A 14867-nucleotide genomic window follows, 5' to 3' on the forward strand; every position below is an offset into this window, starting at 1 on the left:
CTGTAAGCAAGTAGGGGAGGGGGAGAGGATAAATATACATCGTATATACAACATAAGTTGCATACACCTCACATATAATATAGAAGTCTTACGTCTGAGGAACACTATATTATGGAAGAAAAGCGTTATATCTCGAAAATATAATAGTGACAAACTTGTGAACATTTCCTTCTATTATAAAGAGAAAACTGTTAGAAATTGCATATATGTAACCAGTATTTAGAAGGGGAACGTTTTCATTTTTGGGAGGAAATGCCTAATACTCAAATTTTTAGATTTTTTACGATTTCTCGTTGACACTGTTAATACCCTATTGTATGCTAACAACGGGGATAGATGGTAGGGCTTTCAGTGACAAAATTACATCTATTCCGTGACGAAAATGTAAACTTTTTGTTTTGTATAGGATTTATGCAAAAAAATGAGTTATTATTAACACATCGTGAATGAGGGTTACATATTGGAGGGATGAATCCTTGCAAAAAAACGATCGCAGCCATATAAAAGCTTATGCTTTAATGTCAGGTATTCTTGCTCAATTAGTCGGTTCTATTCTTGTTGGAATCTTTGGTGGGCAGTGGATTGATAATAAGGTTGGAACGTTTCCGTTGTTTCTTATTATAGGGTTATTACTCGGACTAGGAACAGGGGTATACGCAATGATTCGACTCATTCGACATTACTATTCGGGAGAGCAATGATGATAGACGTACATGGACTTGTCCAAAGACAAAAGAAATATATGTACTACTTGCTTGCGCTTCTAGTGCTAGGATGGGGATTTACCTCTTACAAGGATGTATTTCTTGGACTGATTATCGGGACGATTTTCAGTTTTCTTAGTTTGCGCATCATTGCACGTAGAACAGACAAGCTGCTAGATCGCGTAACAAATGGAGAAAACGTGAAGTTCAAGGCAACAGCGGTAAGTACATATTCAAGATTCGCCACGATTGGGTTATTAATTTTATTTGCAGCCAAATATCAAGAGTTAATCGCGATGTGGGGCCTAGGTGTAGGATTGCTGACAGGATACCTTGTCATGATCATAGATTTTCTTTATTTAGAGTATAAGAGCAGGGAAGAGAGGTGAATTACTAGTGGAACACGGTAAATTAGTTGAATTTCTAGGTTTAACGTTCGATTTGTCATCAGTTATGATGGTTACTGTAGCAGCAGTTATTGTTTTCTTAATCGCTGTTATCGGAACTCGCAGCTTAGCTCTTCGCCCAACCGGGATGCAAAACTTCATGGAATGGGTGTTTGACTTCGTGAAAGGGATTATCAATAGTACGATGGACTGGAAAACAGGTGGACGTTTCTTAACGCTTGGCGTTACGCTTATCATGTTTATCATCGTATCGAACTTCCTTGGTTTACCATTCATGTATTCAGCAACTGAAGCTGGCGAACATATTGCATGGTGGAGATCACCAACGTCTGATCCAGCAGTTACATTAACATTAGCCGTGATGGTAGTTACCCTCACCCATTATTATGGAATTAAGATGAAGGGTACGAAAGAGTACGTAAAAGGTTATTTCCAACCTATGAAATTCTTATTCCCATTAAAGGTTATTGAGGAGTTTGCTAACACATTAACGTTAGGTCTTCGTTTATTTGGTAACATTTATGCAGGTGAGATCTTATTAGGATTACTTGCTAAGTTGGGCGGAGCATCAGTCCTTGGGGCATTAGGTGCGCTTGTACCAATGTTAGCATGGATGGGATTCAGTGTATTCGTTGGATCAATCCAAGCATTTATTTTCGTTATGTTAACGATGGTTTATATGGCTCATAAAGTAAGCCATGACCATTAATATAATTTAAGTAAGAAAAAATTTATTTTTTTATAATACAAAGGAGGACAAATTAAATGAGTTTAGGTGTAATCGCAGCTGCAATTGCAATTGGTTTATCAGCATTAGGTGCAGGTATTGGTAACGGTCTTATCGTATCACGTACAATCGAAGGTGTTGCTCGTCAACCAGAATTAAAAGGCGCACTTCAAACAATTATGTTCATCGGGGTTGCTTTAGTTGAGGCACTTCCAATCATCGGTGTAGTTATTGCATTCATCGTAATGAACAAATAAGGGAGACTCCCCTTACATAGATGGCGAAGAGTGTTTTTCCGAACTTTCTTCGCCATTGCTTTATGAATGAAACGTATGTCTTTTTTTTTCATATGATCAATTTAGATATTTTGAAGGGAGTGAATCCTTGTGCCAACTTTATTATTAGGTGCTGCCATTCCATTTGGAACGATTGCTTATACATTGTTCATTTTCTTACTTCTATTAGTAATGCTACGCAAATTTGCGTGGGGTCCTTTAATGGGAATTATGAAAGAACGTGAAGAGCATGTTACTAATGAAATCGACGCTGCAGAAAGAAGTAATGCTGAGGCGAAGAAATTAGTAGAAGAACAACGTGAAATGTTAAAACAATCACGTGTTGAAGCACAAGAGTTAATCGAAAGAGCGAAAAAGCAAGCTGTAGATCAAAAAGATGTTATTGTTGCTGCTGCGAAAGAAGAAGCAGAATCAATTAAAGCATCTGCTGTACAAGAAATTCAACGCGAAAAAGAGCAAGCAATTGCTGCTTTACAAGAACAAGTTGCTTCTTTATCTGTTCAAATTGCTTCTAAAGTAATTGAAAAAGAGTTAAAAGAAGAAGATCAAGTGAAGTTAATTCGCGATTATATTAAAGAAGTAGGAGAAGCGCGATGAGCAATGGGATTGTAGCAAAACGTTATGCTGTCGCTCTTTTTAAAATTGCTAAAGAAAAACACGTATTAGAAATGTTTGAAGAGGAATTACGCCTTGTACAAAACGTTTATGTAAAGAACGGAGAACTACATAGCTTTTTAACGCAACCGAACATTTCAAAGGAACAAAAGAAAACGTTTCTTGCAAACGTATTCGGATCTGTTTCTGAATCTATTTTAAATACGTTATATATTTTAATTGATAACAAACGCATTGATATCTTACCTGAAATTGCAGATGAATATGTTGTTCTTGCTAATGAAGAACGTAACGTAGCGGACGCAACTGTATATTCTACTCGTCTTCTATCAGAAGAAGAGAAGCTTAACATTGCAGAAGCATTTGCGAAGAGAACAGGAAAAGATGCAATTCGCGTGAAAAATGTTGTAGATGAAGATTTACTAGGCGGCATTAAAGTACGTATTGGAAATCGCATTTATGATGGAAGTTTACAAGGAAAATTAGCACGTATTCAGCGTGAATTAATGAAGAATAGATAGGGGTGAAGCACATGAGCATCAGAGCTGAAGAAATTAGCGCACTGATAAAGCAACAAATCGAGAACTATCAGTCTGAAATCGAAGTTAGTGATGTTGGTACAGTTATCCAAGTTGGTGACGGTATCGCGCGTGCTCATGGTCTTGATAACGTTATGGCTGGTGAACTTGTAGAGTTCTCTAACGGCGTTATGGGACTAGCACAAAACTTAGAGGAAAACAACGTAGGTATTATCATTTTAGGACCTTACACAGAAATTCGTGAAGGTGACGAAGTTCGTCGTACTGGTCGCATCATGCAAGTACCGGTAGGAAAAGAACTAATTGGTCGTGTTGTAAACCCATTAGGTCAACCAGTTGATGGTTTAGGCCCAATCAATACAACAAACACTCGTCCAATTGAAAGTCCAGCACCAGGTGTAATGGATCGTAAATCTGTTCATGAGCCACTTCAAACAGGTATTAAAGCGATCGATGCTCTTGTACCAATTGGCCGTGGTCAACGTGAGTTAATCATCGGTGACCGTCAAACTGGTAAAACAGCGGTTGCACTTGATACAATCATTAACCAAAAAGATGAAGATATGATTTGTATCTATGTAGCAATTGGACAAAAAGAATCAACTGTACGTAACGTAGTAGAAACACTACGTAAGCACGGTGCATTAGAGTACACAATCGTTGTAACTGCATCTGCTTCTCAACCAGCTCCATTATTATACCTAGCTCCTTACGCTGGTGTAACAATGGGTGAAGAGTTCATGTACAATGGTAAACACGTATTAGTAGTATATGATGACTTATCAAAACAAGCAGCGGCTTACCGTGAGCTGTCATTATTATTACGTCGTCCTCCAGGTCGTGAAGCTTACCCAGGGGATGTATTCTACTTACATTCTCGCTTATTAGAGCGTGCAGCAAAATTAAGTGATGCAAAAGGCGGCGGTTCTTTAACTGCACTACCTTTCATCGAAACACAAGCAGGGGACGTATCAGCATACATCCCAACAAACGTAATTTCTATTACGGATGGACAAATCTTCTTACAATCTGACCTATTCTTCTCTGGCGTACGTCCAGCGATCGATGCGGGTACTTCTGTATCTCGTGTAGGTGGATCTGCTCAGATTAAAGCAATGAGTAAAGTATCAGGTACACTTCGTCTTGACCTTGCATCTTACCGTGAGTTAGAAGCGTTCGCTCAGTTCGGTTCTGACCTTGATAAAGCAACTCAAGCGAAATTAAACCGTGGTGCTCGTACTGTTGAGGTATTAAAACAAGGATTACACAAACCATTACGTGTAGAGAAACAAGTTATCATTCTTTACGCTTTAACACGTGGATTCCTAGATGATATCCCAGTAGTAGATATCACTCGTTTTGAAGAAGAATTCCATGCTTGGTTAGATTCTAATGCGACTGACTTATTAGAAGAAATCCGCACAACTAAGAAACTTGCGGATGACGACAAATTTGCAGCAGCAATCAATGGATTTAAAAAAGTATTCGTAGCTTCTGAATAATAATAAAAAGTGAAGCCGACTGTTCAGCCCCATCGGCTAAGGTTCTTTCTCACAGAAGGTGCTTTTTACCTTCTTGTGGGGAAGGTTCTTAGACGAAAGGGGCTAGGAGGCGGAACTAGATTAATAAAAGCGGAAGCGGCTCGTTCTGAATGTGAGGGGGATGGAGCTTCTGACGAAGAGGCGGTGTTTGCCTCGTAGGAAGAAGTGAAGCCACCGAGCATTCAAGCCGCTGGAGCTAGATAGTATATATAAAAGGCATCTCGGGCTCTGAGATTGCTAAAGGTCATGTAAAGGAAAAGAGTAGGTGCACCTATTCTTTTCCTTCAATCATGAGCAAGAATATCTTGCAACGTAGATTAGGAAGAGGATTCTTACTAATCGTGCCAACTTCCGGAAAAAAGGTGGTGAAAACCTGTGGCATCTTTACGCGATATAAAAGCGAAGATTAACTCGACAAAGAAAACGAGTCAAATTACGAAAGCGATGGAGATGGTATCTGCATCTAAGTTAAACCGTGCAGAGCAAAATGCTAAATCTTTCGTTCCGTATATGGAAAAGATTCAAGAAGTAGTAGCGAGCATTGCGCAAGGAAGCAAAGGGATTAATCATCCAATGCTAAATGCGCGTCCTGTAAAGCGTACAGGATACATCGTTATTACGTCTGATCGCGGACTAGCAGGTGGTTATAACAGTAACGTATTACGTACAGTAAGTAACGTAATTCGTGAACGTCATAATATGGATTCAAACCAATATTCTATTATTGTGCTTGGACGACTAGGACGTGATTATTTAAAACGTCGCGGCTTTAACATTATTGATGAAGTAGTTGGATTATCTGACCACCCATCATTTACTGATATTAAAGACCTTGCTTCTCGAGCAATTGCGATGTTTGCAGATGGTGCTTATGATGAGCTGTACATTTACTACAACCATTACGTAAGTAAAATTTCACAAGAGGTAACGGAAAATAAAATTTTACCGCTTACTGATGTGGCGTCTGACAAACCGACGACAGCTTATGAATTCGAACCTTCTGAAGAAGAAATTTTAAAAGTACTATTGCCACAATACGCAGAAAGCTTAGTGTACGGTGCATTACTAGACGGTAAAGCAAGTGAACACGCAGCGCGTATGACAGCAATGAAGAGTGCTACAGACAACGCAATGGAAGTTATCGATTCACTTACACTTTCATTCAACCGTGCGCGTCAGGCAGCGATTACGCAAGAAATTACGGAAATCGTTGGTGGAGCAGCAGCGTTAGAATAGTATTAAAAAGCGGAAGCGGCTCTGTCAAAAGAGTCGCGTAAGCTATAAACCAATAAAAAATTAAAAGCTAGCTGCTCGTAGAAAGTTGGCTAATTAAAAGAAAGCTAGGAGGGAACCCGATGAATAAAGGGCGCGTTACGCAAATCATGGGTCCGGTTGTAGACGTTAAGTTTGATGGCGGAAAGCTACCAGAAATCTACAACGCCCTTACGGTAAAACAAAGCAACGAAAACGGAAGTATTAACTTAACATTTGAAGTTGCACTTCATTTAGGTGATGATACAGTTCGTACAGTTGCAATGTCTTCCACAGATGGACTTGTTCGTGGCACAGAAGTAGAAGATACTGGTAAACCAATCTCTGTACCAGTTGGTGATGTAACACTTGGTCGCGTATTTAACGTATTAGGTGATGCAATTGACTTAGATGGTGAGGTTCCTGCAGATGTACATCGTGATCCAATTCACCGTCAAGCACCTGCATTCGAAGAATTATCTACTAAAGTAGAAATTCTTGAAACTGGTATTAAAGTAGTAGACTTACTTGCTCCTTACATTAAGGGTGGTAAGATCGGCCTATTCGGTGGTGCCGGCGTAGGTAAAACAGTATTAATTCAGGAATTAATTAACAACATCGCACAAGAGCACGGTGGTATCTCTGTATTCGCTGGTGTAGGTGAGCGTACTCGTGAGGGTAATGACTTATACCACGAAATGAGCGATTCTGGCGTAATCAAGAAAACTGCGATGGTATTCGGACAAATGAACGAGCCACCTGGAGCACGTCAACGTGTTGCATTAACAGGCTTAACAATGGCTGAGCATTTCCGTGATGAGCAAGGACAAGACGTACTTCTGTTCATCGATAACATCTTCCGTTTCACGCAAGCGGGTTCTGAAGTATCTGCCCTTCTTGGTCGTATGCCATCTGCGGTAGGTTACCAACCAACACTTGCAACAGAAATGGGTCAATTACAAGAGCGTATTACATCTACAAATAAAGGGTCTATCACGTCTATCCAAGCGGTATATGTACCAGCCGATGACTATACTGACCCAGCACCAGCTACAACGTTCGCTCACTTAGATGCAACAACAAACTTAGAGCGTCGTTTAACGCAAATGGGTATTTACCCAGCCGTAGATCCATTAGCATCTACATCTCGTGCACTTTCTCCAGAAATCGTAGGAGAAGAACATTATGAAGTAGCTCGTCAAGTACAGCAAACTTTACAACGTTATAAAGAGCTTCAAGATATCATCGCTATCTTAGGTATGGATGAGTTATCTGAAGAAGATAAGTTAGTTGTACATCGTGCTCGTCGTATTCAATTCTTCTTATCTCAAAACTTCCACGTAGCTGAGCAGTTTACAGGTCAAAAAGGTTCTTACGTACCTGTAAAGAATACAGTTAGTGGTTTCAAAGAAATTCTAGAAGGAAAATATGATGACCTTCCAGAAGATGCATTCCGCTTAGTAGGTGGCATTGAAGAAGTTATTGAAAACGCGAAGAAAATGATGGCGTAAGGCCTTAGGAGGGACGAAGTATGAAGACATTTCCAGTCAGTATTGTAACTCCTGATGGACCGGTTTACGAAAAAGAGGTAGAAATGGTAAGTGTAAAAGCAGAGAGTGGGGAAATGGGGATCTTACCAGGCCACATTCCAACTGTTGCACCATTAAAAATTAGTGCAGTTCGTCTGAAAAATGGTGGACACACTGATTATGTAGCAGTAAGCGGTGGCTTTATCGAAGTTCGTCCAGATAAAGTGACTGTATTATCATCATCTGCTGAAGAAGCAAACCATATCGATATCCATCGCGCAAATGAAGCGAAGCGTCGCGCTGAGCAACGTCTGCAAGATAAACAAGCACATGTTGACTTTAAACGTGCAGAAATGGCATTACAACGTGCTGTGAACCGTTTGAACGTTTCCGATATGAAGTAAAAAAATCCGTAAGGGCTTTGCCTTTACGGATTTTTTTTTGTGTATTTTATGGATAATTTTACAAAACTGGTATAATTATATTGATGCTTGTATAAGTAGAAGTGTACAACAATTTATATTTCATAAAGGGGATGGATCAATGATTGGTGAAATGAAGCGAGAAGCATTGTACTCTTTAAAGGGAAAATGGGGACTAGGTGTTGGATCAACAATTTTATATTTTATTTTAAGTTATGTTGTTTCGCTGGCTGCAATGCTTATACTATTAATTCCAGGAATTATTATATTTCTCTCAGTTGTAAGCTTAACTGGATCATTTGAAGAGGAAACGATGTCAATTGGAGCAGGTATTACCTTTGGAATTTTTTATTGCATTATGATAATTTTGAGTAACGCATCGTATGGGATTACGTCATATGGTTATACAAATGTATTTTTACAGATTAGTAAACGAGAAGATGCTAAAGTAGATTACTTATTCGAAGGATTTCGTGGCTTTAAAAGAATGATGAAAACAATGTGGGCAATGCTTGCGATTTTGTTATATACAGGTACATGGATTCCGATGCTGTTAATAGGCTTATTTGCATTGTTAGGTGAAGAAGGGAATACGTCATTTGCAATAGCTTTCTTCGTACTATTAGCAATTTCAATTGTTGGTATGATTGTGATGTATTTTTCTTATGCACTGACGTACTATGTGATGATTGAAAATCCAGAATATAGTGTTTCGCAGGCGATGAAGGAAAGTAAGAATCTTATGAAGGGTCATAAGTTAGATTTGTTTCTTTTATGGCTGAGCTTCATAGGATGGGCTATTTTAGCGCTGCTTACTTTTGGAATAGGATTTCTTTGGCTTAGTCCGTATATGAGTACGACGACAGCACACTTTTATCGCTACATTTCAAAAGGTGAATTTCAATAGGAACATGCTATACTAATAGAATTATTGTGTATAGGAGGCGAGGCTACGCATGATTAGTGATTTAAAAGGAGAAGCACTAGATTCATTAGAAGGGAAATGGGGATTAGCTGTTGGAGCTACACTACTCATTTCAATTCTTATCACGGCTTTTAGTTTTAGTGTTGATTGGGGATTTTCTTTAATTTTCGGTTGGCAAAAAACAAATGGTTCACTTTCAACGAATATTCTTTCATTTTTTGTTACTGGACCGTTAACTTTAGGTGGATATTACCTTGGTTTAAATATCCTTCGTGAAAAGCAAGCTAGTATTGGTAATGTATTCATTTGGTTTTCAGAGGGAAAGAGATTTCTAAAATCATTTTTATTATATTTATTAGTAAATCTTTATCTTTTCTTATGGACGTTATTGTTCATTATTCCAGGTATTATTAAATCATTTTCTTATGCGATGACATACTTTATTATAAACGATCATCCTGAGTATTCACTGAACCAAGCTATTACAGAAAGTCGTCGTATGATGGATGGACATAAGATGGAGTATTTCATTTTATGTTTAAGTTTTATTGGCTGGTTTATATTAAGTTGTATTACGTTAGGGATTGGATTCTTATGGTTAATTCCATATTTCTATACGACATCTGCAGCTTTTTACGAAGAGATTGCAGAAGAATATTATGAGAAAAAAATTTAGCACTATAAAACCCCCAGTATGAATTATTTGTTCATACTGGGGGTTTTTTGTAGAAATTTTATAAATTGATTACTAGTAAGTGGTTTACTGAAATAGTAACCTTGCATATATTTACAGTTATGTTTTTGCAGAAACTTAAGCTGTTTTTCAGTTTCAATTCCTTCGGCAACGACTGAAAGATTTAAAGTATTTGCGAGGGAAAGTATTGTAGAAACGATGGCTCGTTCTTCAGGACGATGATCAGCTAATTGTGTAAATTCTCTCGGTACTTTTAATGTGTCGATTGGAAAAATTGATAAATAAGCAAGAGAAGAATACCCAGTACCGAAGTCATCAATGGAAGTTTGGATACCGTACTCTTTTAATTGCTTCAGTCTCAATAACGTTTCTTTCTCGTCAATCATTGCAATTCTTTCTGTTAACTCAAGTGTTACATATTTTGGGTTGACTTGCACGTCGTTTAATATTTGTGAAATGTTTTCGATTAATTGATCTTGCCGGAATTCTTTTGCGGATAAATTAACACTTATTTTTAAATTTTGGTAGCCAAAGGTATGCCATATTTTTAATTGGAGACAAGCTTCTTGTAATACCCAATGTCCAAGTGGGACTACTTGTGGCGTCTCTTCTACAATTGGAATAAACTCACATGGTGAAATGTCACCTAATAGCGGGTGTTTCCATCGTATTAAAGCTTCAGCACCGATAATTTTATTTGTTGTCGTATCAATTTGTGGTTGATAAACGAGATAAAATTCTTTGTTTACTAAAGCGATTGGCAAATCTTTTTCAATTCGAGCTTTTCGTTCCATTTTTTTATATAGTTCTTTCGTGTAAAGAGAGCTACCGTTTTTTCCTTTATTCTTTGCCTCGTACATGGCCATATCAGCATGCTGCAAAATGGATAGCGCATCTTCACCTGCTTCAGGATATATTGCAATTCCGATGCTCGGTGAGATTTGTAAATGTTGATTTTCGATTTCAAATGGCTCATTCATGGCCGCTACAATCCTATCAGCTATTTTTTGGACATCTGGCTTTTTTTTGTAATTCTCGATAAGGATTGTGAACTCATCCCCAGCTAGCCGCGCGAGTTTCATATTTGATGTTGCTATTCTTTCGAGCCTTTTTGCTACTGCGATGAGCAATAGGTCTCCTACTCGATGACCGAGGGTATCATTAATAACTTTAAAACGGTCTAGGTCGAGAAACATAACAGCAAAAGGCTTTTTCGATATTTTTGCTCGTGCAATTGCCTGTTCTAAATGTTGATGAAATGCACGTCGATTTGCAAGCTCTGTTAAAGTATCATGGTATGCTAGGAAGTTGATTTGTTCTTGTTGTTGTTTGCTTTCTGTAATATCTTTAATCATTAAATAAACCCCAGAAATTTTCTCCTTTAAAAAGATCGGTACGGCGGTAACGTGCAAGTAGTAAATATCTCTGTTTTTATGGTAAGCCCGTATTTCTAAAGAAATAGAATATCCCTTTTTCACGCGATGAAAGGCGTTAATCATTTCTTCTAAATCTTCTTCGTATATGAGTGAATAGTAAGGCTGGTTTAATAATTCATTCGTTTGATAACCGAGTAAAGTAGTACCAGCGTTATTTACTTTGAGAAAATTACCGTACAAATCTAATGTAAAAATTGGATCTGGATGATGCTCGTATAAAGATTTAAACATTTGTTGATTATGATAGAGTTCATTTTTCTGTTCTACTAAATCTTCTGTACGTAGTTTAATTTGTTTCTCGAGTTCTGAGTTGAATTGCATTTGAGCGATCAATAATATTTTATTTTGTTTTCGAACTAAACTATGACGTATGAGAACGAAAGAAAAAGTTATTATAAGTCCGATTACTATAATAGGCGCAAAAACGTATTCAACTAATATAAAAACAATAAGCATTACTACCGAAATATACGGTAATGATAATCGGATTGATTCGCCAATTTTAGGTGTTAATAGTACTTGTTCTTGTTTTTCAGGCTTTTTTGTATGGAGAATACAGGCGATTGCTACTAGTACTAAGGTTACTTGATAGAAAGGAGTAACTGTAAACATAGAATACTCTGGTATGAAGTATTTTATATAAGCATAAATCGCATCTGTAGTAGCATATAAAATTAAAGCACTGCCAAGAAGTGCACCGACCTTTTTAGGTAATAAGGATAGTGGTTTGAATAAAAGGTTGATTCCTATTAAGAGAAAGAGTAAATCAGCCATTGGATAGGTAAGTTGAACAAATATGTCGATATAGGATGTTGTAAAGATATGAATAGTTCGTTCAATAAGTAAGTAGTAACTTAAAGTAAATTGGGCTGTAACGATAATACAAATATCACATAGCATAAAAAGTTTTTCTAATAAATCTCGGTTATAAATGATTTCGTATAGAAAGGCAAACGTAAAGCTAACTAAAAAAAGTAAGTAAAAAAAGTCAGATGGATCAACGAACGTATAGAAGTCCTTTACAATTAAACGCTGATAGGCAACGACTATATCACCGATAAAATAAGAGAGAGCTCCAACAGATAATATGATCCAAAATAAACGAGATAGCCCTTCTTTCATGTTTGAAAAATAAAGTATATAACTACAAGCGATAATATCAATTAATAGGGTGCTCGTTCCGATTAATAGCTGAAAAGGAAATGAGTATTCATATACAAAAGGCATTGCTACATAGTGAAGCGTTATAGACAGCAATACAATGCTTATAAGAATACTTACATGTGTTTGTTTTTTCATTTATATCACCTACGGTTTCTTGAAAAGCATATATAAGTTTTATATTTATTTTGCACAATTATAGCAAGTTGTAAAGATAGATTTTAATAATTCTTGTTTCTGTCTCCCAACATATCGACATAGGAATTTGAAGTTTGCTATAATGATTAGAATAGTTGCATTATTTAGAAAAATTTAAAAATAATAATTACTGCAACTAGGACATATTGTTTACTATGTGAACTTGTTCTTAATTTAGGGGGGAGGGTTTCACAATGGCAAGTGTATATGAAAATAGTTATATGATCGTTTTGATTTTCTTGCTATTAGGTATATTGCTGCCGGTAGTGGCTCTTACATTAGGAAGGATGCTGCGCCCAAATAAACCAAGTGCAGCAAAGGCGACGACGTATGAGAGTGGAATTGAGCCTTTTCATGATGCAAATATTCGGTTTCATGCTCGTTATTATATTTTCGCTTTATTATTTGTGATCTTTGATGTAGAAACTTTATTTTTATATCCTTGGGCTGTTGCGTATGACAAGCTAGGTTTATTTGCATTAATTGAAATGCTCATCTTTGTTGTAATGTTGCTAGTTGGATTAGCGTATGCTTGGAAAAAGAAGGTGTTACAATGGTTATAAATTTTGAGGAATTACATCCAAATGAGCGAGCAGAATTAGAACGAAATATCTTTTTTTCTACATTGGAACAGTTGAAAGGATGGGCGAGGAGCAACTCTTTATGGCCGATGACATTCGGACTGGCATGCTGTGCAATTGAAATGATGGGGGTAGGCTCATCACATTACGATTTAGATCGATTTGGGTCATTTTTTCGAACTTCACCAAGGCAATCGGACGTCATGATTGTATCGGGAACAGTAACGAAGAAGATGGCTCCTATTGTTCGGCGTTTATATGATCAAATGCCCGAACCGAAATGGGTTATTGCGATGGGATCTTGTGCGACAGCAGGTGGTCCGTATGTAAATTCATATGCTGTTGTGAAAGGTGTAGACCAAATCGTACCAGTTGATGTGTATATTCCTGGTTGTCCCCCAAATCCAGCTGCTTTAATCTATGGAATTAATAAATTAAAAGAGAAAATTCGTTACGAGGCAAAGACCGGAAAGCAGGTGACGAATAAATGAGTAATCCAAATAAAGATTTAGAGGATCTGAAAAAAGAAGCAGCTAGGCGTGCGAAAGAAGAAGCGAGAAAACGCCTTGTAGCGAAACACGAGGCGGAAATAAGTGAACTTGAGGAGGAAGATCGAGAAAAAGAGAAAGCGCTGCCAAAAAATGATGATATTACTATAGAAGAAGCAAAGCGACGTGCAGCAGCCGCAAAAGCAAAAGCGGCGGCGTTAGCGAAACAGAAAAGAGAAGGAACCGAAGAAGTAACGGAAGAAGAAAAAGCGAAAGCCAAGGCGAAGGCAGCAGCAGCCGCAAAAGCAAAAGCGGCGGCGTTAGCGAAACAGAAAAGAGAAGGGACAGAAGAAGTAACGGAAGAAGAAAAAGCGAAAGCCAAGGCGAAAGCAGCAGCAGCCGCAAAAGCAAAAGCGGCGGCGTTAGCGAAACAGAAAAGAGAAGGAACCAAAGAAGTAACGGAAGAAGAAAAAGCGAAAGCCAAGGCGAAGGCAGCAGCAGCTGCAAAGGCAAAAGCGGCGGCGTTAGCGAAACAGAAAAGAGAAGGAACCGAAGAAGTAACGGAAGAAGAAAAAGCGAAAGCCAAGGCAAAGGCAGCAGCAGCCGCAAAAGCAAAAGCGGCGGCATTAGCGAAGCAGAAAAGAGAAGGGACAGAAGAAGTAACGGAAGAAGAAAAAGCAAAAGCGGTGGCGGCGGCAAAGGCGAAAGCGGCAGCATTGGCGAAGCAGAAAGCCTCGCAAGGTGATGGGGATTCGGGAAATGAAAAGGCAAAGGCAATTGCAGCGGCAAAAGCGAAAGCAGCAGCGGCTGCAAGAGCGAAGACAAAGGGAGCTGAAGGTAAGAAAGAGGATGAGCTGAAGCAGGAAGAACCGTCCGTAAATCAGCCGTATTTAAATCAGTATGTTGAGGCTATTAGGGAGAAGTTAGGAGAGGGTGCATTAGTAGATTCCTACATTAATAAACTGTCAAAGGATGTGCCAACTCTTGTGGTGGATCCCGAAAAGTATTATGAAGTGATGGAGTCACTGCGATTCCATGAGGGACTTGCTTTTGATTATATGTCAGAGCTACATGCGACGGATTTTGTGACACATATGGAAGTGTATGTTCATTTGTTTTCATATGGCAAGAAACAATCGGTAGCAGTGAAGGTAAAGCTAGACCGGGAAGCGCCGCAAGTCGAATCTGTGACAGCGCTTTGGAAAGGAGCTGACTGGCCGGAGCGAGAAGCATACGATTTGCTCGGCATTGTATTTAAAGGGCATCCGAATTTAACGCGTATTTTAATGCCAGATGATTGGGTAGGATATCCGCTTAGAAAAGACTATGAACCGTATGATGTGGAGGTGTAGC

The 14867-nt window shown here is 38.3% G+C and carries 17 protein-coding genes; 16 read left to right on the forward strand and 1 reads right to left on the reverse strand.

The features are described 5' to 3' along the window. Window positions 1-336: 336 nt before the first annotated feature. The 13 genes from ACTFR3_RS23415 (at window position 337) to ACTFR3_RS23475 (ending at window position 9632) form a co-directional block, all read left to right on the forward strand. On the forward strand, window positions 337-450 hold the full coding sequence (locus ACTFR3_RS23415) for a DUF4024 domain-containing protein (protein WP_000232962.1): 114 nt from the start codon (window positions 337-339) through the stop codon (window positions 448-450). A gap of 26 nt (window positions 451-476) precedes the next feature. Beyond that, window positions 477-701 (forward strand): AtpZ/AtpI family protein, encoded by a 225-nt coding sequence (locus ACTFR3_RS23420; RefSeq protein ID WP_001171223.1) that lies wholly within the window; start codon window positions 477-479, stop codon window positions 699-701. Further along, window positions 701-1093: an ATP synthase subunit I gene (locus ACTFR3_RS23425; protein ID WP_000567600.1), complete on the forward strand. Its 393-nt coding sequence runs from the start codon at window positions 701-703 to the stop codon at window positions 1091-1093. The genes ACTFR3_RS23420 and ACTFR3_RS23425 overlap by 1 nt, the downstream gene beginning before the upstream one ends. Before the next feature lie 7 nt (window positions 1094-1100). Beyond that, window positions 1101-1820 carry a F0F1 ATP synthase subunit A gene (gene atpB / locus ACTFR3_RS23430; protein ID WP_000399871.1) on the forward strand — a complete coding sequence of 240 codons (720 nt, stop codon included), beginning with the start codon at window positions 1101-1103 and terminating at the stop codon, window positions 1818-1820. A 56-nt stretch (window positions 1821-1876) separates the two neighbouring features. After that, window positions 1877-2095 carry a F0F1 ATP synthase subunit C gene (gene atpE, locus ACTFR3_RS23435; protein ID WP_000052064.1) on the forward strand — a complete coding sequence of 73 codons (219 nt, stop codon included), beginning with the start codon at window positions 1877-1879 and terminating at the stop codon, window positions 2093-2095. Window positions 2096-2224: 129 nt separating this feature from the next. Then, window positions 2225-2731 carry a F0F1 ATP synthase subunit B gene (atpF, locus tag ACTFR3_RS23440; RefSeq protein WP_001142618.1) on the forward strand — a complete coding sequence of 169 codons (507 nt, stop codon included), beginning with the start codon at window positions 2225-2227 and terminating at the stop codon, window positions 2729-2731. After that, window positions 2728-3270: a F0F1 ATP synthase subunit delta gene (gene atpH / locus ACTFR3_RS23445; protein ID WP_000064683.1), complete on the forward strand. Its 543-nt coding sequence runs from the start codon at window positions 2728-2730 to the stop codon at window positions 3268-3270. The genes atpF and atpH overlap by 4 nt, the downstream gene beginning before the upstream one ends. Before the next feature lie 11 nt (window positions 3271-3281). After that, window positions 3282-4790 carry a F0F1 ATP synthase subunit alpha gene (gene atpA / locus ACTFR3_RS23450; protein WP_000027518.1) on the forward strand — a complete coding sequence of 503 codons (1509 nt, stop codon included), beginning with the start codon at window positions 3282-3284 and terminating at the stop codon, window positions 4788-4790. A gap of 414 nt (window positions 4791-5204) precedes the next feature. Continuing rightward, window positions 5205-6065 carry a F0F1 ATP synthase subunit gamma gene (atpG, locus tag ACTFR3_RS23455; protein WP_000157696.1) on the forward strand — a complete coding sequence of 287 codons (861 nt, stop codon included), beginning with the start codon at window positions 5205-5207 and terminating at the stop codon, window positions 6063-6065. Between the two features lie 119 nt (window positions 6066-6184). After that, window positions 6185-7591: a F0F1 ATP synthase subunit beta gene (gene atpD, locus ACTFR3_RS23460; protein ID WP_001032593.1), complete on the forward strand. Its 1407-nt coding sequence runs from the start codon at window positions 6185-6187 to the stop codon at window positions 7589-7591. A 20-nt stretch (window positions 7592-7611) separates the two neighbouring features. Continuing rightward, window positions 7612-8013 (forward strand): F0F1 ATP synthase subunit epsilon, encoded by a 402-nt coding sequence (gene atpC, locus ACTFR3_RS23465; RefSeq protein WP_000847211.1) that lies wholly within the window; start codon window positions 7612-7614, stop codon window positions 8011-8013. Between the two features lie 139 nt (window positions 8014-8152). Beyond that, window positions 8153-8938, forward strand: coding sequence for a DUF975 family protein (locus tag ACTFR3_RS23470; protein WP_000578820.1), 786 nt, complete (start codon window positions 8153-8155; stop codon window positions 8936-8938). A 49-nt stretch (window positions 8939-8987) separates the two neighbouring features. Next, window positions 8988-9632, forward strand: a complete 645-nt coding sequence (locus ACTFR3_RS23475) for a DUF975 family protein (protein WP_000622462.1) — start codon at window positions 8988-8990, stop codon at window positions 9630-9632. 23 nt (window positions 9633-9655) lie between these two features. Here ACTFR3_RS23475 and ACTFR3_RS23480 read toward each other — a convergent pair whose 3' ends face one another. Next, window positions 9656-12385, reverse strand: coding sequence for an EAL domain-containing protein (locus ACTFR3_RS23480; protein ID WP_088859684.1), 2730 nt, complete (start codon window positions 12383-12385; stop codon window positions 9656-9658). 254 nt (window positions 12386-12639) lie between these two features. Here ACTFR3_RS23480 and nuoA point away from each other — a divergent pair, with 254 nt between their 5' ends. The 3 genes from nuoA to ACTFR3_RS23495 are packed head-to-tail and all read left to right on the forward strand — an operon-like array spanning window position 12640 to window position 14866. Then, entirely contained in the window at window positions 12640-13008 is a 369-nt protein-coding gene (gene nuoA / locus ACTFR3_RS23485) for an NADH-quinone oxidoreductase subunit NuoA (RefSeq protein WP_000179273.1), read from the forward strand. Further along, window positions 12999-13517 (forward strand): NADH-quinone oxidoreductase subunit NuoB, encoded by a 519-nt coding sequence (nuoB, locus tag ACTFR3_RS23490; RefSeq protein ID WP_000236331.1) that lies wholly within the window; start codon window positions 12999-13001, stop codon window positions 13515-13517. Before nuoA ends, nuoB begins: the two co-directional genes overlap by 10 nt. Next, complete coding sequence (locus ACTFR3_RS23495) at window positions 13514-14866, forward strand: NADH-quinone oxidoreductase subunit C (RefSeq protein ID WP_440044838.1); 1353 nt, start codon at window positions 13514-13516, stop codon at window positions 14864-14866. Before nuoB ends, ACTFR3_RS23495 begins: the two co-directional genes overlap by 4 nt. The last annotated feature ends 1 nt before the right edge of the window (window position 14867 follow it).

Origin of the sequence: Bacillus cereus group sp. MYBK14-1 (assembly GCF_051916885.1) — a bacterium.
Lineage (GTDB): Bacteria > Bacillota > Bacilli > Bacillales > Bacillaceae_G > Bacillus_A > Bacillus_A cereus.

Excerpts from the sequence above, each read along its gene's own strand:
- ACTFR3_RS23415 (WP_000232962.1), top strand. The coding sequence starts at position 337 with ATGGTAGGGCTTTCAGTGACAAAATTACATCTATTCCGTGACGAAAAT.
- ACTFR3_RS23425 (WP_000567600.1), top strand. The coding sequence starts at position 701 with ATGATAGACGTACATGGACTTGTCCAAAGACAAAAGAAATATATGTAC.
- atpE (WP_000052064.1), top strand. The coding sequence starts at position 1,877 with ATGAGTTTAGGTGTAATCGCAGCTGCAATTGCAATTGGTTTATCAGCA.
- atpH (WP_000064683.1), top strand. The coding sequence starts at position 2,728 with ATGAGCAATGGGATTGTAGCAAAACGTTATGCTGTCGCTCTTTTTAAA.
- atpA (WP_000027518.1), top strand. The coding sequence starts at position 3,282 with ATGAGCATCAGAGCTGAAGAAATTAGCGCACTGATAAAGCAACAAATC.
- atpD (WP_001032593.1), top strand. The coding sequence starts at position 6,185 with ATGAATAAAGGGCGCGTTACGCAAATCATGGGTCCGGTTGTAGACGTT.
- atpC (WP_000847211.1), top strand. The coding sequence starts at position 7,612 with ATGAAGACATTTCCAGTCAGTATTGTAACTCCTGATGGACCGGTTTAC.
- ACTFR3_RS23470 (WP_000578820.1), top strand. The coding sequence starts at position 8,153 with ATGATTGGTGAAATGAAGCGAGAAGCATTGTACTCTTTAAAGGGAAAA.
- ACTFR3_RS23475 (WP_000622462.1), top strand. The coding sequence starts at position 8,988 with ATGATTAGTGATTTAAAAGGAGAAGCACTAGATTCATTAGAAGGGAAA.
- ACTFR3_RS23480 (WP_088859684.1), bottom strand. The coding sequence starts at position 12,385 with ATGAAAAAACAAACACATGTAAGTATTCTTATAAGCATTGTATTGCTG.
- nuoA (WP_000179273.1), top strand. The coding sequence starts at position 12,640 with ATGGCAAGTGTATATGAAAATAGTTATATGATCGTTTTGATTTTCTTG.
- nuoB (WP_000236331.1), top strand. The coding sequence starts at position 12,999 with ATGGTTATAAATTTTGAGGAATTACATCCAAATGAGCGAGCAGAATTA.
- ACTFR3_RS23495 (WP_440044838.1), top strand. The coding sequence starts at position 13,514 with ATGAGTAATCCAAATAAAGATTTAGAGGATCTGAAAAAAGAAGCAGCT.